This window comes from Streptomyces sp. NPDC093568 (genome assembly GCF_044764945.1).
GTDB lineage: Bacteria > Actinomycetota > Actinomycetes > Streptomycetales > Streptomycetaceae > Streptomyces.
Window position 1 is genome coordinate 457,203 of record NZ_JBIWJD010000007.1, and the last position, 22,428, is coordinate 479,630.

Genomic DNA, 22,428 nt, shown 5'->3' on the forward strand with positions numbered 1-22,428 from the left:
ATCCCCGAGCGGCTACCCTGGCCCTGAACCCGGGGGCCGTGCCCCCGGCCCCGACGACCGTTTCGCTGGAGAGGGCCCATGCTCCGGGTGCTGATGTTCCTCGTGCCACTGGCGCTGAGCGTGTACGCGTTCATCGACTGCATCAGCACGAAAGACGACGACATCCGCCACATGCCCAAGCCGCTGTGGGCGATCCTCGTCCTGGTCTTCCCCCTGGTCGGCTCGATCTCCTGGCTGATCGCCGGCAAGAAGCGCAGCCCGGCCGCCGACGGCTGGTCCGGCGTACGCGACCGCCCGCGCCGGCAGTGGGTCGCGCCCGACGACAACCCCGAGTTCCTGAAGTCCCTGGACGAGGACGACGACAAGAAGGACGACCGGGGCAAGCGGGACGAGCCCTGACCGGACCCTGGTCGAGCGCGAACTCGCGGCTCGCGACGGACCGTTGGAGCCCAACCTGAGCCGCTACTGGGACCAGCGCCGCCGCCCGAGGATCGTCGACCGTCGCACCGGCCGCGGTGTTTCGGAGCCGGCCTGACGCACGTCGGCCGCCGGAGCCGGGGCGCGCTCCGGCGGCGAGCCGACTCGCGTCTTCCCGCCGTTGCCCCGGCCCCCCGTGCCACAGGAGAGTGAGGGCATGGATCTGTCAGAGGCACGCGGGTGGCTCGCCACCGCTCTCGCGGAGGCCCGCGCCGGGCTCGCCGAAGGCGGGATTCCGATCGGTGCCGCGCTGTACGGGGCCGACGGAAAGCTGCTCGGGCGCGGCCACAACCGCCGGGTGCAGGACGGGGACCCCTCCATGCACGCGGAGACGGCCGCGTTCCGGGCGGCGGGCCGGCAGCGGTCCTACCGCGGCACGACCATGGTGACCACGCTCTCCCCGTGCTGGTACTGCTCCGGCCTGGTCCGGCAGTTCGGCATCTCACGCGTGGTGATCGGCGAGGCGGTCACCTTCCACGGCGGGCACGACTGGCTGGCCGAGCACGGCGTGCGGATCGTGCTGCTCGACGATCCCGAGTGCATCGAGCTGATGCGCGACTTCACCCGGCACCACCCCGACCTGTGGAACGAGGACATCGGTGACTGACCACCCCCGCATCCCCACCATCGATCTCCGCCCCTGGCTCAGCGGCGACGCCGAGACCCGCGCCGCCCTCGCCCGTACCGTCGACGAGGCCCTCCAGACCGCCGGGTTCCTGCTGGTCACCGGGCACGGTGTGGACCCGGACCTGCGCGTGCGCATCCGCGCCGCCGCCCGCGCCTTCTTCACCCTCCCCACCGAGGCCAAGCAGGCGTACGAGGTGAAGGTCGGCGGACGCGGCTGGCTCGGGCCGGGCGCGGAGGCCAACGGCTACTCGGAGGGCACCGAGACCCCGCCGGACCTGAAGGAGTCGCTGTCCTTCGCGACGCACGAGCCCTTCGAGGACCCGGTGGTCAACGCCGAGTGGTACGCGCCGAACGTCTGGCCCGGCGAGGTGCCCGAACTGCGGCCGCTGGTCGAGGAGTACCTCGCGCGGATGGGCGAGCTGGAGAACCGGCTGCTGCGCCTGCTCGGCGAGGCCCTCGGCCTCGAAACCGACTTCTTCTCCCGGCACATGGACCACCCGACGTACGGCTTCAACATCAACTGGTATCCGGGCCGGGAGGTGCTCGGTGAGCCGGAACCCGGCCAGTTCCGCATCGGCCCGCACACCGACTTCGGCACCGTGACGATCCTCGACCGGCAGGAGGGCAAGGGCGGGCTGCAGGTCTACACCGACGCGGGCGGCTGGGAGGACGCGCCGTTCGACCCGGCGGCCCTCACCATCAACATCGGCGACCTGATGGCCCGCTGGACCGGCGACCGGTGGCGGTCGGGGCGCCACCGCGTACTGCCGCCGCCCGCGGACGCGCCCGCCGAGGAGCTGATGTCGCTCGTCTACTTCGGGGAGTGCACGCCCGGCACGATCGTGGAGTCGGTGCCCGCCCCGGTGGGCAGGGTGGCCCACCCGCCGGTCGACTCGCACGTGTATCTGCGCCGGCAGCTGGACTCGATCACGGTCGACCGATCCGGCTGATCGCCGTTTCTGAGCAAGGGTTGCCTCGTTGGGCGGGATACCACCCTTTCGGGTGTGTCCCCCGCCGCGAATGGAGCCGCCCGTGCGAATGACTGACATCCAGCGCTGCGAGGTCCGGCCCGGACGACTCGTCGAATGGACGTTCAGTCCGGAGACCGTCGCGGCGGCGGCAGACCTGCCCGAGGACTCCCGGCCGCCGGCGTACATCCAGGAGTCGCACATCAGGACCGCCCGGTCCGTGCGCGACGACGGCCTGTTCGTGCCGACCTGGCTCGGCACCGCCTTCGACCTGCCGGGCCGGGCCGACCTCGACGCGCTCGAGGAGGCGCTGCGCGACTGGACGCTCCGGCACGAGACGCTGCGCAGCGGCTTCCGCTGGTCCGGCGAGGCCGGCGACGAACTGCGCCGGTTCACACTCGACGCCGAAGCCGTGTCCCTGCACCGCACGGACGTGGGCGACTTCACCGACCCGGCCGCCCTCGTGCGGCACCTCCAGGACCGCTTCGACGCCACGGCGGACGCGCTGCGCTGGCCCAACCTCATCTACACGGCCGTCGTCCGCGACGACTCCACCAGCGTGTACATGGCCTTCGACCACAGCAACGTCGACGCCCACTCCCTGCACCGCATCCCCGCCGAGATCCACGAGCTCTACGCGGCCCGCCGCACGGGCGATCTGCCCGGGCCGGCGCGGGCCGGCAGCTACGTCGACTTCTGCGAGATCGAGCGGACGGACGCCGACCGGATCGACGACAGCCACGAGATCGTCGCCCGCTGGCGGGAGTTCATCCGCCGCTGCGACGGCCGGCTGCCGAACTTCCCCGTCGACCTCGGCCTGGATCCGGCCGCCGGGCTGCCCACCCAGGAGCTCCTGCGCGAGCGGCTCACCGACCCGGACACCGCCGCCGCGTTCGAGGCGTACTGCCGTCCCTACGGCGGCAGTTCGGTCGGTGTGCTCGCGGCCACCGCGCTCATCGTCCACGAGATCGGCGGCGAGCCCGTCTACCGCACGGTCGTGCCGTTCCACACCCGGGTGAAGTCCCGCTGGTCCGACTCCGTGGGCTGGTACGTCGGCGGGGCGCCCATCGAGATCCCCGCGGAACAGGCGTACGACCTTCCCAGCGCCCTGCGCACGGTACGCGCCGCGCTGCACGCGAGCCGCCACCTGGCCCGCATGCCGCTCGCCCGCGTGCTGCGGCTGCTCGGCACCGACTTCCGCCCCACCTCACCCGACCTGTACTCGATCGTCTCCTACGTCGACGCCCGGGGCGTCGCCGGCTCCGGACGCTGGGCCGAGCAGAAGGCGTACGGGCTCATCAGGGTGTCGTACGGCGACCAGGTGTGCGCCTGGGTCACCCGGCTGCACGAGGGCCTGTGGTTCGCCGGCCGCTATCCGGACACCGACGTCGCGCAGAAGAACATGCGGCTGTACGTGGAGCGGCTGCGGGACGTCATCGCCTCCACGGCCGGCTAGCCCGGCGGCGGCTGCCGCGAGCCGTTCTCCAGCGCCTCGATCAGCCTCTCGAAGCGGGTCCGCCAGCGCTGCTCCGTCTCCGCCTCGCCCTGGAACTCGTGGGTGAACCGCAGCGCGCAGCCGTCGTCGCCGTCCCGCTCCAGATGGAAGCGGATGCGGCCGCCCGCCACCGAGTACTCGGCGACCCGGTCCACGTCCCAGGCAGTGATCCGCCCGCCGCCCAGTTCCTTCAGGTCGACCGTGCCGCCCAGGCGGGGTTCGAGGACGTCGGCCTCGGCGCACCAGGACGAGAGGCCCTCCGGCGTGGCGAGGTACGGCCAGACCGCCGCCATCGGCCGCGGGAGCCGTACCAGGAAGTGCAGGATGTGCGTGTTCCCGTGGGTCTGGCTGATGCCCTGTTCTATGGAACCGGTCATGACACCAGCCTGACCCCGGCGGGGGCGATACGCACCCCTTGGGTGCGCTGACCTGGTGCGGGTCACACCCCGGCGTACGAGTGCTTGCCGGAGACGAAGATGTTCACGCCGTAGTAGTTGAACAGCCAGCAGCCGAAGGCGATGAGCGCCAGGTAGGCGGCCTTGCGGCCCTTCCAGCCGGCGGTGGCGCGGGCGTGCAGGTAGCAGGCGTAGGCGATCCAGGTGATGAAGGACCAGGTCTCCTTGGGGTCCCAGCCCCAGTACCGGCCCCAGGCGTCGCCCGCCCAGATGGCGCCCGCGATGATCGTGAACGTCCACAGCGGGAAGACGGCGGCGTTGACGCGGTAGGAGAACTTGTCCAGGGAGGCCGCGGCGGGCAGCCGGTCCAGGACGGAGTTCGCGAAGCGGCCCGGGGCGCCGCCGCCCGCCAGCTTGTTCTCGTAGGAGTCCTTGAAGAGATACAGCAGCGTGGAGACGGCGCCGACGTAGAACACCGCACCGCAGAAGATCGCGGTGGAGACGTGGATGTACAGCCAGTACGAGTGAAGGGCGGGAACCAACTGGTCGCTGGCGGTGTACAAGACAGTGACGGCGAGACCGAGATCGAGGAGGACCGTGGTGATCAGGAACAGCCCGAGCCAGCGCACGTTCTTCTTCAGCGCCAGCAGCGCGAGGTACACACCGACGGCGACCGTGGAGAAGGTGATGTTGAACTCGTACATGTTGCCCCACGGCGCCCGCTGCACCGACAGGGCCCGCGTGAGCACACCGCCGAACTCGACGAGGAAGGCGAGCACGGTGAGGGAGATGGCGATACGCCCGTAGAGGTCGCCCTGCTCGTCGCCCCCGTGCGCCCCGGGCCCGTCCGGCACGTCACGCTGCCCGGAGGTGGCCCGCACGACGACCTTCGGCCGCTCCAGTACGGCGGTGGAGCCGCCCTTGTTCACGGTGACGGCAGGCGCGGCGGCCTTGCCGGCCTTCGCCGGGGTGAGCGCGGCGGCGGTGCGGCCGACCTTGCTGCGGCTGCCGAGGAGCCACTCGGCGATGTACGCGAAGAAGGCCAGGGTGTAGACGGCCATCGACGAGTAGATCAGCGTGTTGCTGATGCTAGCGAGGTTCTCGTTGGTGGCGGCGGCCAGATCTGTTGCGGCGGCGAGAGTCACTTCTCAGCCCCTTCAGCGGGTACGACTTGGGGGTCGGGGGAGGCTTCGGAATCTGCGGGGTCGTCGTCGGCGTCGGGGGCGCCCGGCGCCTGCTCGTACAGGATCCCGGCGAGGTCGCCGAGTTCCTCGGGCACCTTGGCGGACTCGCTGCGGCCGAGGCCGGCCATCTCGACGACCGTGACACCGTCGGCACCGGCGGTGGCGCGCACCCAGACGCGGCGGCGCTGGATGAACAGGGAGCCGGCGAGGCCGAAGATCGCGGCGAGGGCACCGGCGAGCGCCCAGCCGCTGCCGGGCTGGCGGGCGACCTGGAAGCCGGCCCACTCCTTGATCCCCTTCTCGAAGGTGACCGTGCCGGCGCCGTTCGGGAGCTTCATGGTCTCGCCGGGCTTCAGGTTCTCCCTGAGCTGCGCGCCCTTGGCGTCCTTGAAGCCCTTCAGGTTCTTCTTGTTCAGCTGGTAGACGCTCTGCGGGATGCCCGAGTCGACACCGAGATCACCGTGGTACGCCTCCAGGTTGAGCACCGGATTCAGCAGCGCCGGGAACTCCGAGGACAGTTCGTTGCCCTTGACGTAGGTGGGCAGGAAGAAGGCCTGGAAGCCGAGCTGCTCCCGCTCGCCCTTGGCGTCGCGGTAGCCGTCCATCACCTTGATCGCACCGGTGGAGGTGACATTGCCGTCGAGCGGAAGGAGGGGCACCGCGTCGTGGAAGACCTCGTTGCCCTTGCCGTCGCGGATAGTGATCACGGGGGCGTAGCCGTGGCTGACGAGGTAGACCTTCGAGCCGCCGATCTCCAGCGGCTCGTTGACCTTGACGGTGGTGTTCTTCTCCTCGCCGTCGGCGCCCGCGCTGTAGGTGAGGTCGGACTCGTAGGTGCGCGGGGTGCCGCGGTTGGGTCCGGTCGCCTCGTAGGTGCCCTTGAAGTTCTTCAGGGTGAAGCTGAAGGGATCGAGGTCGTCCTGGGTGAAGAGGCTGCCGGACTTGAAGTCGTCGTACTGGGTGAGGGTGTTGGAGAAGCCGTCGCCCTCGACGATCAGCTTGTTGCCCTCGGACTTGAACAGCTGGCCCCAGGCGAAGGCGATCAGCATCACGATCAGCGCGATGTGGAAGGCGAGGTTGCCGACCTCTCGCAGATAGCCCTTCTCGGCGGCGACGGCGTCACCGGACAGGTGCGCGCGGAAGCGGCGCTTCTTCAGCAGCGCCAGCGCGGCCTCGCGGACCTGCTCGGGCTCGGCCTCGGTGCGCCAGGTGGTGTAGGCGGGCAGCCGGGTCAGGCGCCTCGGGGCGCCCGGCGGGCGGCCGCGCAGCTGGCCGACGAACTGCCAGGTGCGCGGGATGATGCAGCCGATGAGGGAGATGAACAGCAGGATGTAGATCGCGGAGAACCACACCGAGCTGTAGACGTTGAAGAGGCCGAGCTTGTCGTAGACCGGCGCGAGCGTCTCGTGCGTCTTGCGGAACTGCGCGACCTTGGTCTCGTCGATGCCGGTCTGCGGGATGAGCGAGCCGGGGATCGCGCCGAGCGACAGCAGCAGGAGCAGGAGCAGCGCGACCCGCATCGAGGTGAGCTGCCGCCAGAACCAGCGGGCCCAGCCGATGACGCCGAGGGAGGGCAGGCCCGGCGCGTCCTCGGCGGGGGCGGTGGAGAGCTGGGAGCCGGCGGCGCCCAGGTCCTGGTCCTGGCCCTCGGGGGTGGCCGGGGTGGCCTTGTCGGTCGTGTTGCTCATCGATCAGATCCCCACAGTGAAGCCGTTGGACCAGACCTGCATCTCCTGCACGATGCGGTCCCAGGCGCCGGTCAGCAGCAGTACACCGGTCGCGATCATCATGACGCCGCCGATGCGCATGACCCAGACGTAGTGACGCTTGACCCAGGCGAAGGCACCGAGGGCCTTGCGGAAGGCTACGGCAGTGACGATGAAGGGGATGCCGAGGCCGAGGCAGTAGGCGACGGTCAGTATGGCGCCGCGCCCGGCGCTGGCCTCGTTGATGGCGAGGGTCTGCACGGACGACAGGGTCGGGCCGATGCACGGCGTCCAGCCGATGCCGAAGAAGGCGCCGAGCAGCGGGGCGCCGGCGAGTCCGGTGGCGGGCTTGGTGTGGAAGCGGAACTCCCGCTGGGTCAGCCAGGGCATCAGGCCCATGAAGAAGACGCCCATCAGGATCATCAGGACGCCGAGGATCTTCGTCAGGAGGTCCTTGTTCTCCTGGAGGGTCGAGCCCCAGTAGCCGAACAGGGCCCCGCCGGAGACGAACACGACGGTGAAGCCGAGCACGAAGAGAGAGGCACCGGCGACCATGCGCCAGCGCCGGGTCTCCGCCAGGTCGGTTCCGCTCACTCCGGTGACGTACGACAGATAGCCGGGGACGAGCGGCAGGACGCACGGGGAGAAGAAGGAGACGAGGCCGCCGAGTACGGCGATCGGCAGCGCGAGCAGCAGGGCGCCGTGCATGACGGTGCCGTTGTAGGTCGCGCCCTCGGCGAGCGTGGACAGTGCGCTCACGTCACTTCTCCGCGAGCACGGGCTTGAGCATGCTCCGCAGCGTGTCCTCGCTGAGCGGCATCAGCGCTCGCGCCGCGATCCTGCCCTCCCGGTCGATGACGAGCGTGGAGGGGATGGCCTGCGGATTGAGCGTGCCCTTCTTGAAGCGGAGCATCTGCTTGCCCGTGGGGTCGTACAGGCTCGGGTACGTGACCCCGAACTCCTTCTCGAACGCCTTCGCGGGGGTGGTGCTGGTGTCGCGGGTGTTGATGCCGACGAACTCGACACCCTGGCCCTTGACGTCGTCGTAGACGGTCTGGAAGTTCTTCGCCTCGGCCCGGCAGGGCGGGCACCACGATCCCCAGACGTTGATGACGAGGACCTTGCCCTTGTAGTCGCCGGTGCTGAGCTGCTTGCCGTCGATGGTCTCGCCGGACAGCTTCGGCGCGGCGGCGCGCTTGCCCTGGGCGACGGTGTCGACGCCGTTGTCGCCGGTGACGAAGTTGGTGTCGCCGCCGCCACCGGACGTACCGCCCGAACTGCACGCGGACAGGGCCAGCGACGCGGCTGCGGCGCTACTGACGGCGAGCAGGGCGGTACGGCTGCGGGCGCGACGGGCGGCACTCATGTGAAAAGTTTCGCATGTCCGTATCGGGGATCTTGCGCACCCCCCTCCCGGACGTAAACCCGCATTTCAGGCGGCGTTTTGGGTGCCCTCGGAGGTGCCGCCGGAGGAGCCGGTGGAAGAGCCCGTGGAGGAGCCGGTGGACCCGTCCTTCATGAAGGTGTTCCAGCCGCCGGCGGGCGCCTGCCCGACGTCCAGAGTGCGCAACTTGTCCAGAACTTCCGGCTTCTGCACGTCCATCCAGTCCACGTACTGCCGGAAGGAGACGAGGCGAATGTCGGCGCCCTTCTCCTTCTCCCGCGCGATGTGCTTGAGGGCCTCCTCGACGGCGTCCATGTAGATGCCGCCGTTCCACTGCTCGAAGTGGTTGCCTATGAAGAAAGGTGCCCGGTTTGTCTCATATGCCCGCTTGAAGCCCTGGATGTACGCCTGGGCCGACTGCTCGCGCCAGCCCGGGTAGTTGTGGCTGGGGGCGTTCGTGGAGTTGACCGACTGGTTGGCGAGCATGTTGTAGTCCATGGAGAGGACCTCGAACGAACGTCCGGGGAAAGGTATCTGCTGCAACGGCAGATCCCACAGCCCCTGCTTCTTCCGCGGCCACACCTGACGGCCGCCGGGCGAGGAGGCGTCGTAGCGCCAGCCCAGCTCGCGGGCGGTGGGCAGCAGGTTGTCCTGGCCGAGGAGGCAGGGCGTGCGGCCGCCGACGAGTTCCTTGTCGTAGTCGAAGGGCAGCGAGGGCAGATCGGTCCACCCGGAGTTCGTCCGCCACTCCTTCACGAAGGACTTGGCCTGCTCTATCTCGCTGCGCCACTGCTTCGGCGTCCAGTTGCCGACGGTGCCGGTGCCGCCGCAGAAGTGGCCGTTGAAGTGGGTGCCTATCTCATGGCCTTCGAGCCAGGCGCGGCGCACGCCCTTCAGCGTCTGCTTGATGTGGTCGTCGGTGAGGTAGCCGATGTCGGAGGCGCCGCGCGGGTTGTTCGGCGGGTCGTAGAGCCGCTTCTTGCTCTCGGGCAGCAGATACAGCCCGGAGAGGAAGAAGGTCATGTGCGCCTCGTGCTCCTTGGCGAGGTCGAGGAAGCGCGGGAAGAGGCCGTTGCCGACCTCGCCGGCACCGTCCCAGGAGAAGATCACGAACTGGGGCGGCTCCTGACCCGGCTCCAGCGGCACGGGCTTGCCGGGCTGGTTCGGCTGCTTGCCGGTGTACGAGGTGGAGCCGTCACCTATGGGGCGGGCGCGGTTGGCCTGGGCGCCGGGCTGGTTGTCCGCGTCACCCTTGGAACCCGAAGGGCGGTCCGGCCCGTCTGAGGGCGTGAGCGTGCCGCACCCCGCGAGACCCAGGGCGGCGGCCGCCCCGGCGCCGACTCCGATGGCTCCCCTTCGGCTGAAGTTGCGCATTGCTGCCCCGTCCGTCGTGCTTCGCTGGTGGTCACCCAGTCAGAGGGCACGACGAACGGGGAGGTTCCTCCGAATCACGGAGGATCCGCAACAAATGTCACAAACGTGTCTTAGGCGCCGAAGGCCTTGTCCTTCCCCTGTACCGGCTTGGCGCCGGCCCGCAGATGGGCGGGCACGAGATCGATGGCGGGCTCGCTGTAGCCCACGGACACGATCTTGTCGCCCTGGAAGGTGAAGCTCGTCAGGGACGCGAGCGTGCACTGCCGCTTGCGCGGGTCGTGCCACAGCCGCCGCTTCTCGACGTAGGAGCGCACGATCCAGATCGGCAGCTGATGGCTGACCAGCACGGCCTCGTGCCCGCGCGCGGCGTCCTTCGCGGCGCTCAGTGCGCCCATCATCCGGATGACCTGGTCGACGTAGGGCTCGCCCCAGGACGGCTTGAACGGGTTGACGAGGTGCTTCCAGTTCTCCGGCTTCTTCAGGGCCCCGTCGCCCACGCCGAAGGTCTTGCCCTGGAAGACGTTGTCGGCCTCGATGAGCCGCGCGTCGGTCGCGAGGTCGAGCCCGTGCGCCTTGGCGATCGGCGTGGCGGTCTCCTGTGCGCGCTCCAGCGGGGAGGCGCAGACGTGGGTGACGTCACGGGAGGAGAGGTGCTCGGCAACCCGGTCGGCCATCTGCCGCCCGAGCTCGGACAGGTGGTAGCCCGCGAGACGGCCGTAGAGGATCCCGTCCGGGTTGGCGACCTCGCCGTGCCGCATGAGGTGGACGACGGTGATGTCGCTGTCGCTGGTGGGGCTGTCGTTGGTCATGGGGGTGTCGCTCATGCCGCCGTGGCCTCCGCTGCCGCTCGGGCCGCCGCCGGGAGGGCGTCGGCGATGCGCTGGACGGCCTGCTCGTCGTGGGCCGTGGACACGAACCAGGACTCGAAGGAGGAGGGCGGCAGATAGACGCCCTGGGCCAGCATCGAGTGGAAGAAGGCGGTGAAGCGGAAGGACTCCTGGCGCTTGGCGTCCTCGTAGTTGCGGACCTCACGGTCGGTGAAGAACACCGAGAACATGTTGGAGGCGTTCTGCAGCCGGTGCGCGACGCCCTCCTTGGTGAGCGCCTCGGTGACGAGGGACTGCACGGTCTCCGACACGGCGTCGACCTTGACGTACGCGGCCTCGTCGAGGAGCCGCAGCTGGGCGAGGCCCGCGGCGGTGGCGATCGGGTTCCCGGAGAGGGTGCCCGCCTGGTACACGGGCCCGGCGGGCGCGAGGTGGGCCATGACATCGGCACGGCCACCGAAGGCGGCGGCGGGGAAGCCGCCGCCCATGACCTTGCCGAAGGTCATGAGGTCGGGCTTGACCCCGTCGATGCCGTACCAGCCGGCGCGCGAGGTCCGGAAGCCGGTCATGACCTCGTCGGAGATGTAGAGGGCGCCGTTCTTGCGGCAGGCGTCCTTCAGCCCCTCGTTGAAGCCGGGCAGCGGCGGGACGACGCCCATGTTGCCCGGCGAGGCCTCGGTGATGACGCAGGCGATCTCGCCGGGGTAGCGGTGGAAGGCCTCGTGCACGGACTCGAGGTCGTTGTACGGCAGGACGATCGTGTCGCCGGCCTGGGCGCCCGTGACACCGGGGGTGTCGGGGAGTGCGAAGGTGGCCACGCCCGAGCCGGCCGCGGCGAGCAGCGAGTCGACGTGTCCGTGGTAACACCCGGCGAACTTGATCACCTTGGACCGCTGGGTGAACCCGCGGGCGAGCCGGATGGCGGACATCGTGGCCTCGGTGCCGCTGGAGACCAGCCGCACCTGCTCCAGCGGCTCGATCCGGTCGACCATCTCCTCCGCGAGCGCGACCTCGCCCTCGCCGGGCGTGCCGAAGGACGTACCGCGCAGGACGGCGTCCTGGACGGCGGCGATCACGTCCGGGTGGGAGTGCCCGAGGATCATGGGCCCCCAGGAACAGACCAGGTCGACGTACTCGCGCCCGTCGGCGTCGGTCAGGTACGGGCCGGTGCCGGACACCATGAACCGGGGTGTACCGCCCACGGCACGGAAGGCGCGCACCGGGGAGTTCACGCCGCCCGGCGTGACGGCGGCCGCACGGTCGAACAGAGCCTGCGAGGCAGGCGCATCGTATGGATAGGGCGTTCCTGAAGAGGGCGCTTCGCTCATGACCTGCGACTACTCCGACCTTCTCTGACCTACTCCGATGATCTCGGACTCCGGTTGCCAGTGACCTCCTCAGGGTAGGCCAGGGGGCGGTGACGGCAGCGGGGCGCTACCGGCGCGGGCGGCGCTCGCCCCGTCCTCCTCCACCCCCGCCGCCCCTCCCTTCACCTGCCGTCACCTCTCTGTGAATCTGCGAGACTGGACGTGATACACACAGCTCATGCGGGGCGTGGTGATCGGGGACTGAGAAGATCCCGCGGACAGGTGTTTCACCCCACGTTTCGGCGGGCGGCCGTGGGGGAGGTCACTGACACGATGATCGGGTTGCGCGGCGGGGCCTGCGCGTCCTAGAAAAGCAGTCGGGTGGAGATATGCATCGCGGTGGCGGACTGGGCGAGGGGACTGATGACCTGGGTCCTCGACGTGCCCGGCGGGGAAAGCACCGACGCGACGCGGAGGATTCGAACGAAGCCCGTCAGGGACACGTTGTACCAGGTATGCCAGATGTTTCGGGTGGACCCGGTGTGCCGAGTGAACACGAGCCGATCGACCGGCGGATCGACCGCCAGGTCGACCGTCTGAGGGCGGGGAGCAGGAATGGTGGTCGGGTGGGGGTGACGTACAAGTACTTCGGCGCGCCCGACGGCGCCACCGCGGCCCGCGTCCCGATCTCGATGCGCCCCGAGGAGCTGGGCGGCGACGAGCTCGGCATGAACGGCATGTTCACCAAGATCAAGCCGGAGACCATGGCCGCGATGGTCCTGACGGGTATCGAAGGCGTCCCCCTGCACAAGGTGCCGCCGCTGGAGCTGGTCGTCCTGCACCCCGACTACGCGGTGGTCAAGCTCCCGATGACGGTGGTGGACCCGCTGCGGGGCATAGGGGAGGAAGCCGTCGGAGCGGCCGCCTTCATCTGGTCCACGGTGCCGGACCGGGGTGGGCCCCGGGACGCGTTCAACGTGTATCAACTGCTGCATGAGTGGCAGGACTTCAGCCACCGTCTCCACGAGGCGGGGCATCAGCCGTACTGCCTGGTGTGGCCCTGAGCCTCCGCGAAAACCCGTTGGTGGGCCGCGCCGGCCGCTGCTACGTTGCCGGTGGCCGTGCCAGGGAATGAGGAGGTGGTACCCGTGAACGTATCGACATGGGTGCTTCCCTCCGGGGTCACGGTCGGGCGATAGGTCGTCCGGGAGCGCCGTTCACGCGCACTCCCGAAAGGCACGACCATGCACTTCACTTCCGAACAGCGGCTCGACGACGGCGTCCTCGAGCGCGAATTCACCCTCGGCGAGATCCCCGGCACCCTGTGGACGCCCGGATCCGCCGCACCGGCCCCGCTGATCCTGATGGCCCACAACAACGGCCTGCCCAAGGCGCAGCCCCGGCTGGTGGCCCGGGCCCGGCAGACCGCGGCGTACGGCTACGCGGTGGCCGCCATCGACGCCCCCGGGTGCGGTGACCGGCCCCGTTCCGCCGCCGACGAGCAGACCCGCGCCGAACTTCGCCGGGCGATGCGGGCCGGCGAGCCGGTCGACGAGATCTTCGAGTCCCTCGTCGGCCCGCTGGTCGAAAAGGCGGTCCCGGAGTGGCGGACCACCCTGGACGCCCTGCTCGCGCTGCCCGGGGTCGGCGGCCCGGTCGGCTACTCCGGGTGGACCGCCCTCGGTATTCGGCTGGCGGTGGCCGAGCCGCGCATCGCCGCCGCCGGCTTCTTCGCCGGGGGATACGTGCCGCGCGCCCAGCGCGAGGAGGCCCGGCAGGTCACCGTTCCGCTGCTGTTCCTGCTGCAGTGGGACGACGAGGGGAACCCCCGGCAGCGGGCCCTGGACCTGTTCGACGCCTTCGGCAGCAAGGAGAAGACGCTGCACGCCAACCCGGGCGGGCACACCGGCACCCCGTGGTTCGAGGTGGAGGACGGGGGGCGGTTCTTCGGGCGGCACCTGAGGTGAGACCGGGCGGGCGGGGCTTTCGGCTCCGCCCGCCCTCATCAGTGCTCCGCTGCCCCCTGCGCCTCAGCTCCCTTCGCCGGGCGGGCCGTCAGGCGTCCGCCCGGACGAGCACCGGCTTCAGACGCCTCTACGCAGGTGAGTTCACGCATCGGCCCGCTGTCCCTTCGCCAGGGCCACCAGATCGGCGTGGCGGATGACGGAGCCGCCCGCGCCCCAGGTGCCGTCGGGCTGTTCGTGCACCAGCACCCATACCCGCAGTGCCTCTTCGGCGGCGAGTCCGGCGGCGGACAGGACGGTCCGCGTCGCCTCCTCGACCAGGCCCGCTTTGCGCCGCTCGGACAGCGCGCCCTGCGGAACGGTGACCTCCACCAGGAAGCGCGGGGTGTCGTCCTCGGCGGTGAGCTGGGCGCCGGCCGGCAGTTCCACGAGGTAACTCCAGGCCTGGGCGCGGAAGAACGCCGTGTCCGGGGCGCCCTCCCACCGCAGCAGTACGGCGGCGAGGTCCCGTTGGACGCTTTCCCGGCCCCGGTCGGTCAGGGCACCGGCCGGGGCCGTGAGCCGGATCATCGGCATGGGCACACACCTCTCCTCGGCTTGCCAAGCGGTCTATGACAGTCGTTATAGACAGCCGTCACGCTAGACTATGACGGCTGTTATAGCCAGTGGGTCAGAAGGGAACGCGTACGTGAGCAAGCCCAGTCCGACGGCCCGGGAGCGGATCGTGGCCGGCGCCGCCGACATGATCAGCCGGCGTGGCCTGAACGCGACGAGCATCCGTGAGACGGCCAAGCACGCCAGGGCGCCGCTCGGCTCGACGTACCACTACTTCCCGGACGGCAAGCAGCAGCTGGCGACCGAGGCGGTGCGCTACACGGGCGCATGGGTCGCCCGGAGCCTGCGCGAGGAACTCGACGCCGGGCCGGTCGCCGGGCTGCGCGCCTTCCTCGGGCTGTGGCGCAAGGTCGTCGTCGACACGGACTTCCGGGCCGGGTGCCCCGTGCTCGCCGTCTCCATCGAGGAGCCGCCCGCCGACGAGGCGCCGGCCGCGCTGCTGGCGGCCGCCGAGGTGTTCGAGGAGTGGGAGGGGCTGCTCGCCGGTTCGCTGCGCGCGCACGGCGCCGAGCCCGAGCAGGCCGCACAGCTCGCGACGCTCGTCGTCGCGGCGGTCGAGGGGACCGTGGCCATGTGCCGCGCCAAGCGCAGCACCGAGCCCCTGGACCGGACCGCCGAGCAACTCCAGGCGCTGCTCGGCGCGGCGATCAAGGACTGACCGGGGGCCTTCGAGGCGGTGCACCCGCCAGCTGTCCGGGCGTCCTCCGAGGCGGTGCATCCGGACGGCCGGGCGTCCTCCGAGGCGGTGCACCCGGACGGCCAGGCATCCTCCGCGGCGCTGCCCCGGACCGCCAGGCGCCCCCGCGGCGCTACCCCAGACGGCCGCCCCCCGGCGGCGCTACTCCGGAAGCCGGACATCCTCCGAGGCGCTACACCCGGACCGCCGGACATCCTCCGAGGCGCTACACCCGGACCGCCGGGCGTCCCCCGAGGCACTGCCCCGGACCGCCAAGCGCCCCCGCGGCGCTACCCCAGACGGCCGCCCCCCCGCGGCGCTACCCCAGACGGCCGGACATCCTCCGAGGCGCTGCCCAGGACCGCCGGACATCCTCCGAGGCGCTGCCCAGGACCGCCGGACGCCCCCCCACGGCGCTACACCCGGACCGCCGGCCGTCCCCCGAGGCGGCGCACCCGGCCGGCCGTCCGATGCCGCGGCAGACACCGCGCGGTCGACCCTCACCCCGGGTCCCGCCGCTCACGCACCCAGCGCGCCACGCACCGCCTTCACCCGCTCCGGTGTGAACACCCCGCTGTCGAGCAGCGACAGGACGGACAGCGCGCCGCCGGAGGAGCCCCAGCTCCCCTCCTCGATCACCCGGAAGGTGACCCACCAGGTCGGCGCCGGCGCCGGCATCCCGCAGGCCGCCGCCAGCGCGGCCAGCACCCGCTCGATGACCTCGGCCCGCAGCTCCGGCTGCCAGGCGGCGTCCATGACCGCCACGTCGATCGTCATCACGTCGAGTCCCGGCCCGGTGTCCGCCAGCAGCCGTCCGCCGATGGCCATCATGTCGGGCTCGCGCTCGACGAAGTGGACCTGGAACCCGACCCGGGCAGCCGGGGCGAACTGCCCCACCTCCGGCACCAGCACCGCGTCCGTGAGCGTCTCGGCCAGCTCGCGGCGCTGTTCGAGGCTCAGGCGGTCCTTGGGGGTGTGGACGGTGATGATCGTCAAGACGAGCTCCTATGACAGGCGTTATAGAACAGGGCGAGCCGCAGCCTACCCCGCCTCTATAACGACTGTCATACCGAGGTGCGGTGGACGACGGTGATGTGGGGCTCGCCGCCCGGTGCCTCGACCTCGTCGAGCACCGCCACCGCCAGGTCCTCCGCGCTGATCCACGAACGGCCGTCCGAGCCGATGAGCAGCGTGTCGGTGCCGCGCCGGTAGCGGCCGGTGCGGGCCCCCGGTTCGAGGAGGGCCGGCGGGCTGACGTAGACCCAGTCGGCGTCGGCGTGGTCCTGGCAGGTCCGCAGCTGCGCGGTCCCGGCGGCCGCCACGGCCCGGTGCTCGTCCGGCACGTACGCGGGGTCGTGGGCCACGAGCAGGCCGGGGTAGCCGGGGCTGCGCAGGGCGCCGGCGCCGCCCACCACGAGGACGCGGACGCCGAGCCCTGCGGCGGCGTCCAGCACCGTGCGGGTGGCGCCGACCAGGAAGTCAGGGTCGGCCGGGAAGGTCCGCACGGCCAGTACGACGGCGTCCGCGGCGCCGGTCGAGGCGGTGCCCGCGAGAGCCTCGCGCACGGCCGCCGGGTCGTTCGCGTCGACCGCGAGCGGCGTCACGTGCGCGCTCGGGTCCGCCGGCCGGCGGGAGAGGGCGAGCACCCGGTGGCCGCGGGCAGCCGCCTCGCCGATCACCCGGCTGCCGACCATTCCCGTGGCCCCGAGCACGGCGATCGTCAGGGCGGCCCGGTTCGGCCTCGCCGTCCCCGTCACCGGACCCGCCCCGCACGCACTCGCTCTTCTTCAACCCGTCCGGGCCGCCCGCCCCGCCGTACGACCCGCGAACCCCGCAGACCCAGCTTCGGAGTCTCGAACTGCGCCGAGAGCAGCGCGGCCAGGGCGAGGACGAACCCGAGGGACTGCGGCACGCTCAGCGACTCGCCGAGCGCGATGCCGATGGCGGTGGCGACCAGCGGCGACAGCAGCACCAGCGGAGCCGAGGCGCCGACCGAGAGCTTGCCGATGCCCCGGAACCACAGGGTGTACGCGATCAGTCCGCCCACACTGCCGAGCCACAGATATCCGGCGGCCGCCCCGGCGTCGATCCGCTGCGGCACTCCCTCGACCGCGAGGGTGAGCGGGAGCAGGAGCACGCCGCCGACGGTCAGTTGCCAGCCCGCCAGGGTCAGCGGGCCGGCACCCGGCGGGCGGCCCCACCGCTTGGTGAGGACGGTTCCGGCCGCCATCGCGGTCGTACCGCCGAGCCCGGCGAGCACGCCGGCGGTGTCCAGCCGGGCCTGCGGGCCGAGCACGACGAGTCCGACGCCGACCAGGCCGAGGACGCCCCAGACCCAGCGCCACACCGTCGGCCGTACATGAAGAGCCCCGATGGCCAGCCCGGCGACCAGCAGCGGCTGGGCGGCGCCGAGGGTGGCGGCGACCCCGCCGGGCAGTCGTTCGGCCGCGAGGAACAGCAGCGGGAACAGGGTGGCGATGTTGAGGGCGCCGAGCACCCCGGCCTTCCACCACCAGTCGCCGCGCGGCAGCACGCGGGTGATCGCCAGCGCGAGCAGCCCGGCGGGCAGGGCGCGGATCAGCCCGGCGAACATCGGGTGGCCGGGCGGGAGGAGTTCCGTGGTCACGGCGTACGTGGTGCCCCAGGCGGCGGGGGCGAGCGCGGTCAGCGCGACGGTGGCCACCGGCCGCGCGTACGTCCGCGGCGAGCCCGGTGACCGCTCGGCCGAAGGGTGCGTGAGCTGCAAGGAATGCATGCGTAGAAGTCTCCGCAGCCTGGCCTCATGACTCCAACACATGCTTGTCATCACAGCTATGAACCACAACGATGGATACATGGATCTCCAGCAGATGCGGTACGTCGTCGCCGTCGCCGAAACCCGCAACTTCACGCGCGCCGCGGAGCGCTGCTTCGTGGTGCAGTCGTCCCTCAGTCACCGGATCGCCGGACTGGAGCGGGAGCTCGGGGTCAAGCTGTTCGCGCGTTCCAGCCGCCGCGTCGAACCGACCAGCGCCGGGGTGGCGTTCGTGGCCGCCGCGCGCGAGTGCCTGGCCGCCGCCGACCGCGCGGCCGCCGACGCCGCCGCCGCGACCGGTGCGGTGCGCGGCCGGCTCGCCGTCGGCGTGATCGTGACGACGGCCGCCGTGGACGTGCCCGAGCTGCTCCAGCGCTATCGCGCCCGCTATCCGGACGTGCGCGTCGTCCTGCGGTCCGGGCGCAGCGACGAGCTGGCCGCGGCGGTCCGGGACGGCGAACTGGACATCGCCTTCCTCGGCCTGCCGGAGGGCGAGCGGCCGTCCGGTGTGGAGGCCCTTCTCCTCGATCACGACGAACACGCCCTGGTGGTACCGGCCGGGCACCGGCTCGCGGGGGTGCCCCGGGTGACGCTGCCGGAGATCGCCGAGGAGACCTTCGTGGACTTCGCGGCCGGGACGCCCGCCCGGGCCCAGTCCGACCGCGCCTTCGCGGCGGCGGGCCTGGTCCGCGACGTCGCCTACGAGGCGGGTGTCGTGGAGCTGATCTCCCGGCTGGTCGCGCGCGGACTCGGCATCGCGCTGCTTCCGTCGGCGTACGTCCGCCCGCTGGCCGCCGCCGATCCCGAACTGGCGCTGGTCCGGGTGCTCGACGGACCGCATCGCCTGGAGTACCTGGTGTGGAGCCGCTTCAACCCCAGCCCGGCGACCCGGGCGATGCTCGACGTCCTCGGGGTCGGACGGGGGGCGGCGCCGTCCTGACCGGACGCGGTGCACATGTGAGGCTCACGAAGGCCCCGGCTCTCACTTGGTGCCGACCGTCCGCAACACGGTCACCGCCAACGTCCGCGCCACCTCCACCACTTCGCCGACCGACACCCGCTCCCGCGCGCTGTGCGCCACCCGGATGTCCCCCGGCCCGTACTGGAGGGTGGCGATCCCCGCTCCGGCGTACAGCCGCAGATCACTGCCGTACGGCGCCCCGCACTCCCGCAGGTCCGCCGCTCCCCCGGCGTCCGCGTGCGCCCCTCGGATCACCTCCGGCAGCCGGTGCCCCTCCGTCAGCCGTCCGCTGGCGAACTGTCCGCCCGGCCAGCTCACGGTCGCCGGATGGTCGCGCAGCCAGGGGTCGGCGGCGCACGTCTCGGCGACGCACCGCTCGAACGCCTCCCGGGCCTGCGCAGGTTCCTCACCCAGCCGCACGCCCAGCCGGCCCTCGGCGACCAGCAGATCGGGCACGCTGCTCGCCCAGTCCCCGGCGCGCACGGTGCCGACCGACAGGGCGTAGGGGATGGGGTGCTCGGCCATCAGCGGATGCGGGTCCCGGTTGCGCTCGGCCTCCAGCCGGGCCAGCGCCCGGTGCAGCGGCACATACCCGTCGATCGCGCTGACGCCCTGGTCGCGCGCGCTGCCGTGCGCCGCCTTGCCGGGCACGGCGAGGCGGAACGTCAGCGCGCCGGCGTTGGCGGTGACGAGGGCGCCGCCCGTCGGCTCGGCGATGACGCAGACGTCCCCGCGGTGGCCGCGGCGCAACGTGCCGAAGGCACCCAGGCCGCCGTCCTCCTCACCCACCACGAAGTGCACGCCGATCCGCCCGCGCAGCCGCACCCCGGCGGCCCGTATCGCCGCGAGCGCGGCGAGGTGGGCCACCAGCCCGGCCTTCATGTCGCAGGCGCCCCGCCCGTGTACGACGTCCCCGGTCACCCTCGGCACGAACGGATCGCCGTCCCAGGCGTCCAGGTCCCCGGGCGGTACGACGTCCACGTGGCCCTGCAGGACGAAGGTGGGCCCGTCGCCGCCGTCCTCCGTCACCGCGGCCAGCCCCCAGGCCTCCTCCCGCTCGACCTCCGTCCCCGGAAAAGCGGGATCCGCGCGCAGCGCGTCCAGGTCCATGGACCACAGGTCGACGTCCAGACCGAGCCGCTCCAGCCGCCCGGCCAGCAGATGCTGGAGCTCCGACTCGGCCGCGCTGCCGGTCACACTGGGCACGGCGATCAGCTCCAGCAGCGTCCGCCCGATTTCGGCCTCGTCGATCTCCGCAAGGACCGCACGCTCCACGTCACTCAGCACGAAGACGCTCCTCCCCTCGGCCACCGGCACGACGCACGGCCCGCCCCCACAGATAGTGGCCCATCACGGGGAGATCCGAGAGGGAACGGGCTCTCACCGGGGTCGTCATCCTGCTGGTGCCTTCGAGGCCTCCCGGGCCGCCGAACCCGCCCCGCTCAATCGGCCCCACCCACCGTGAACCCGATGGCCGCCCCACCCCCGTCCCGCCGGAACGCGAACGGCGCCCCGCCATGAGCCAGCGCCACCTCCCGCACGATCGACAGTCCCAGGCCGGACCCGGGCAGGGAGCGGGCGTCGGGGGCGCGGTAGAAGCGGTCGAAGACCCGGATCAGGTCGTCCTCGGCGACTCCGGGGCCCCGGTCGAGCACCTCGACCCGGACCGTGCCGGGCCGGGCGGGGCCGGCGACGTTGATCTCGATCGGCGCGGTCCCGTCGCGGTCGAACTTGGCCGCGTTCTCGACGAGGTTGGTCACCGCCCGCTGGAGCATCCCCGGCCGGCCCTGCGTGGCCGTCTCACCGCTCGCCCGGACCACGATCCGCCGTCCCGTGCGCCGGCGTGCGAGCCCGGCGACCTCCTCGGCGACGTCGGCGAGGTCCACCCGCTGGGCGGGCTCGGTGTCGGACTGCCCGGCCGCCAGATCGACCAACTCGTTGACCAGGTCGGTCAGTTCGCGCGCCTCCTGGCCGAGGTCCGCGACCAGCTCGTCGCGGGTGCCGGGCGGCAGCTCGTCGATGCGGCGCAGCAGGGAGATGTTCGTACGCAGGGACGTGAGCGGGGTGCGCAGCTCGTGGCCCGCGTCCTGCACGAGGCGCCGCTGGTCCTCCTCCGACTGGGCCAGCCGCCCCAGCATGCGGTCGAAGGCCCGGCCGAGCCGGCCGACCTCGTCGTATCCGGTGACCGGCACCTGGATGCCCAGCCGGCGGGTGCGGGCGACGGCCTCGGCCGCGTCGGTGAGGACGACCAGGCGGCGGGTGATGCGCCGGGCCAGCCACCAGCCGAAGAGCCCCGCGAGGATCACCACGGCCGACATCAGCAGCAGCGTCCGCTGCTGGAGGGCCCGCAGCAGGTCCTCGGTGTCGCTGAACTCCTGGGCGATCTGCACCGCGCCCCGCCCGCCGCCGAGCGCCACGGTCGCCACCCGGTAGACGTCACTGCCGACGTCGACGTCCTTGTGCTGGACCATCCGCCCGGCCGTCCCGTCGGCCGCGATCCGCCGGTCGGCGGCCTCGACCGGCAGCCCCGGGCGGCCCGGGTCGACGACGGCACCGTCGGGGCCGAGCACCTGCACATCGGTCCGGGCGGGCCGTACGAGGTCGTGGCCGGGAGCCGAGGAGGAGAAGTCCTCCGGCCGCATCGGCCGCTGCACGACCTCGCCGCGCAGATCCTGCACGACCTCGTCGAACACGGACTCCTGGTCCACCCGCACCAGCCGCGCGGCGGCCGTGTACGACAGCAGGCCGACCAGGACCGTGACCACGGCGGTCACGGCCGCGAAGGACACGGCGAAGGTGGTGCGCAGGGAGGCGAGTCCGGTCCGCCGTCGCCCGGCCGGCAGGGGTGGGGTCAGCAGCCGGGCGAGCCGGCGGCGGACCGGGCCGGCCACTCAGTCCTCCCGCAGCACGTAACCCACGCCGCGCACCGTGTGGATCAGCTGCGGCGCACCCGGCTCGTCGAGCTTGCGGCGCAGATAGCCGACGTAGACGGCGAGGTTCTTGGAGCCGGGGCCGAAGTCGTAGCCCCAGATGCGGTCGTAGATGGTGGAGTGGTCGAGGACTATGCCGGCGTTGCGCACGAGCAGCTCCAGCAGCTCGAACTCGGTCCGGGTCAGCTCCAGCTCTCGCGCGCCCCGCCAGGCCCGCCGTGCCTGCGGATCCATCCGCAGCCCGGCCGCCTCGATCAGCCGGCCGGCGGGCTCGGGGACCTGCCTCGGTACGTCGGCGGGGGCGCCGTTCGCCTCACTGGTGCGGCGCAGCAGGGCGCGCAGCCGGGCGAAGACCTCCTCGACGTCGAACGGCTTGACCACGTAGTCGTCGGCGCCCGCGTCCAGGCCGGCGATGCGGTCCTGGGTCTCCACGAGCGCCGTGAGCATCAGGATTGGGGTGCGGTCGCCCTCGGCGCGCAGCACCCGGCAGACCTGGAGCCCGTCGATGCCCGGCATCATCACGTCCAGCACGAGCACGTCCGGCGGCGTGCGATGGGCCTGCGCCAGCGCCTCCACGCCGTCGGCGACCGCGGTGACCTGGTAGCCCTCCAGCGTCAGCGCCCGCTCCAGGGCGTTGCGGATGGCGCGGTCGTCTTCGGCGAGGAGAACAGTCTGGGGCACGGGTTCATACTGCCAAGCCCCTGCGGTCGTACGACGTGATGAGCGGCTCACGGGGTGCCCTTC

23 protein-coding genes are annotated in these 22,428 nt (G+C 71.7%); 8 read left to right on the forward strand and 15 right to left on the reverse strand.

The genetic code is table 11. The annotated features are described in order from the left end of the window. Window positions 1–78: 78 nt before the first annotated feature. The 4 genes from ACIRD7_RS28720 to ACIRD7_RS28735 all read left to right on the forward strand — a co-directional run bounded on the left by ACIRD7_RS28720 (window position 79) and on the right by ACIRD7_RS28735 (window position 3,528). Complete coding sequence (locus ACIRD7_RS28720; protein WP_403458096.1) at window positions 79–399, forward strand: PLD nuclease N-terminal domain-containing protein; 321 nt, start codon at window positions 79–81, stop codon at window positions 397–399. 235 nt (window positions 400–634) lie between these two features. Next, window positions 635–1,084 carry a nucleoside deaminase gene (locus tag ACIRD7_RS28725; RefSeq protein ID WP_403458097.1) on the forward strand — a complete coding sequence of 150 codons (450 nt, stop codon included), beginning with the start codon at window positions 635–637 and terminating at the stop codon, window positions 1,082–1,084. Continuing rightward, complete coding sequence (locus ACIRD7_RS28730; RefSeq protein WP_403458098.1) at window positions 1,077–2,054, forward strand: isopenicillin N synthase family dioxygenase; 978 nt, start codon at window positions 1,077–1,079, stop codon at window positions 2,052–2,054. The genes ACIRD7_RS28725 and ACIRD7_RS28730 overlap by 8 nt, the downstream gene beginning before the upstream one ends. An 82-nt stretch (window positions 2,055–2,136) precedes the next feature. Next, window positions 2,137–3,528, forward strand: a complete 1,392-nt coding sequence (locus tag ACIRD7_RS28735) for a condensation domain-containing protein (protein ID WP_403458100.1) — start codon at window positions 2,137–2,139, stop codon at window positions 3,526–3,528. On the opposite strand, the gene ACIRD7_RS28740 is transcribed toward ACIRD7_RS28735, so the two are convergent. From ACIRD7_RS28740 to hemL, 8 genes are all read right to left on the reverse strand, one after another. Beyond that, window positions 3,525–3,944, reverse strand: a complete 420-nt coding sequence (locus ACIRD7_RS28740) for a hypothetical protein (RefSeq protein ID WP_403458102.1) — start codon at window positions 3,942–3,944, stop codon at window positions 3,525–3,527. The genes ACIRD7_RS28735 and ACIRD7_RS28740 overlap by 4 nt on opposite strands. Before the next feature lie 62 nt (window positions 3,945–4,006). Next, window positions 4,007–5,107, reverse strand: a complete 1,101-nt coding sequence (gene ccsB, locus ACIRD7_RS28745; protein WP_403458104.1) for a c-type cytochrome biogenesis protein CcsB — start codon at window positions 5,105–5,107, stop codon at window positions 4,007–4,009. After that, the gene (locus tag ACIRD7_RS28750) at window positions 5,104–6,834 is read right to left on the reverse strand and encodes a cytochrome c biogenesis protein ResB (protein ID WP_403458107.1); all 1,731 of its coding nucleotides are present in this window, start codon (window positions 6,832–6,834) and stop codon (window positions 5,104–5,106) included. The genes ccsB and ACIRD7_RS28750 overlap by 4 nt, the downstream gene beginning before the upstream one ends. 3 nt (window positions 6,835–6,837) lie before the next feature. Continuing rightward, on the reverse strand, window positions 6,838–7,611 hold the full coding sequence (locus ACIRD7_RS28755) for a cytochrome c biogenesis CcdA family protein (protein WP_403458110.1): 774 nt from the start codon (window positions 7,609–7,611) through the stop codon (window positions 6,838–6,840). A gap of 1 nt (window position 7,612) precedes the next feature. Then, window positions 7,613–8,218 carry a TlpA family protein disulfide reductase gene (locus tag ACIRD7_RS28760; RefSeq protein WP_403458112.1) on the reverse strand — a complete coding sequence of 202 codons (606 nt, stop codon included), beginning with the start codon at window positions 8,216–8,218 and terminating at the stop codon, window positions 7,613–7,615. Between the two features lie 66 nt (window positions 8,219–8,284). After that, complete coding sequence (locus ACIRD7_RS28765) at window positions 8,285–9,610, reverse strand: hypothetical protein (protein ID WP_403458114.1); 1,326 nt, start codon at window positions 9,608–9,610, stop codon at window positions 8,285–8,287. A gap of 110 nt (window positions 9,611–9,720) precedes the next feature. Continuing rightward, entirely contained in the window at window positions 9,721–10,434 is a 714-nt protein-coding gene (locus ACIRD7_RS28770) for a histidine phosphatase family protein (protein WP_403458116.1), read from the reverse strand. Further along, window positions 10,431–11,765: a glutamate-1-semialdehyde 2,1-aminomutase gene (hemL, locus tag ACIRD7_RS28775; protein ID WP_403458118.1), complete on the reverse strand. Its 1,335-nt coding sequence runs from the start codon at window positions 11,763–11,765 to the stop codon at window positions 10,431–10,433. The genes ACIRD7_RS28770 and hemL overlap by 4 nt, the downstream gene beginning before the upstream one ends. A gap of 605 nt (window positions 11,766–12,370) precedes the next feature. On the opposite strand from hemL, the gene ACIRD7_RS28780 reads away from it, so the two are divergent. Next, complete coding sequence (locus ACIRD7_RS28780) at window positions 12,371–12,808, forward strand: hypothetical protein (RefSeq protein WP_003974483.1); 438 nt, start codon at window positions 12,371–12,373, stop codon at window positions 12,806–12,808. A gap of 180 nt (window positions 12,809–12,988) precedes the next feature. Then, a complete protein-coding gene (locus ACIRD7_RS28785; protein WP_403458120.1) occupies window positions 12,989–13,711 on the forward strand; it encodes a dienelactone hydrolase family protein in 723 nt (240 codons plus the stop codon). Window positions 13,712–13,852: 141 nt separating this feature from the next. Here ACIRD7_RS28785 and ACIRD7_RS28790 read toward each other — a convergent pair whose 3' ends face one another. After that, window positions 13,853–14,284, reverse strand: a complete 432-nt coding sequence (locus ACIRD7_RS28790; RefSeq protein WP_403458121.1) for a 4-oxalocrotonate tautomerase family protein — start codon at window positions 14,282–14,284, stop codon at window positions 13,853–13,855. 112 nt (window positions 14,285–14,396) lie between these two features. Here ACIRD7_RS28790 and ACIRD7_RS28795 point away from each other — a divergent pair, with 112 nt between their 5' ends. Further along, the gene (locus ACIRD7_RS28795; RefSeq protein WP_403458122.1) at window positions 14,397–14,981 is read left to right on the forward strand and encodes a TetR/AcrR family transcriptional regulator; all 585 of its coding nucleotides are present in this window, start codon (window positions 14,397–14,399) and stop codon (window positions 14,979–14,981) included. A 537-nt stretch (window positions 14,982–15,518) separates the two neighbouring features. Here the strand turns inward: ACIRD7_RS28795 and ACIRD7_RS28800 are convergent. From ACIRD7_RS28800 to ACIRD7_RS28810, 3 genes are all read right to left on the reverse strand, one after another. Next, a complete protein-coding gene (locus ACIRD7_RS28800) occupies window positions 15,519–15,995 on the reverse strand; it encodes a 4-oxalocrotonate tautomerase family protein (RefSeq protein WP_403458124.1) in 477 nt (158 codons plus the stop codon). Between the two features lie 68 nt (window positions 15,996–16,063). Next, window positions 16,064–16,756 (reverse strand): NAD(P)-dependent oxidoreductase, encoded by a 693-nt coding sequence (locus ACIRD7_RS28805; protein ID WP_403458126.1) that lies wholly within the window; start codon window positions 16,754–16,756, stop codon window positions 16,064–16,066. Then, entirely contained in the window at window positions 16,753–17,754 is a 1,002-nt protein-coding gene (locus ACIRD7_RS28810; protein ID WP_403458127.1) for an EamA family transporter, read from the reverse strand. The genes ACIRD7_RS28805 and ACIRD7_RS28810 overlap by 4 nt, the downstream gene beginning before the upstream one ends. A 79-nt stretch (window positions 17,755–17,833) precedes the next feature. On the opposite strand from ACIRD7_RS28810, the gene ACIRD7_RS28815 reads away from it, so the two are divergent. After that, window positions 17,834–18,733: a LysR family transcriptional regulator gene (locus ACIRD7_RS28815; protein WP_403458221.1), complete on the forward strand. Its 900-nt coding sequence runs from the start codon at window positions 17,834–17,836 to the stop codon at window positions 18,731–18,733. 42 nt (window positions 18,734–18,775) lie between these two features. Here the strand turns inward: ACIRD7_RS28815 and ACIRD7_RS28820 are convergent, their stop codons facing one another. The 3 genes from ACIRD7_RS28820 to ACIRD7_RS28830 all read right to left on the reverse strand — a co-directional run bounded on the left by ACIRD7_RS28820 (window position 18,776) and on the right by ACIRD7_RS28830 (window position 22,365). Further along, on the reverse strand, window positions 18,776–20,041 hold the full coding sequence (locus ACIRD7_RS28820; protein WP_403458128.1) for an ArgE/DapE family deacylase: 1,266 nt from the start codon (window positions 20,039–20,041) through the stop codon (window positions 18,776–18,778). Window positions 20,042–20,196: 155 nt separating this feature from the next. After that, window positions 20,197–21,645, reverse strand: coding sequence for an ATP-binding protein (locus ACIRD7_RS28825; RefSeq protein ID WP_403458129.1), 1,449 nt, complete (start codon window positions 21,643–21,645; stop codon window positions 20,197–20,199). After that, window positions 21,646–22,365 (reverse strand): response regulator transcription factor, encoded by a 720-nt coding sequence (locus ACIRD7_RS28830; RefSeq protein WP_403458132.1) that lies wholly within the window; start codon window positions 22,363–22,365, stop codon window positions 21,646–21,648. It lies immediately after the preceding gene. Window positions 22,366–22,428 lie beyond the last annotated feature (63 nt).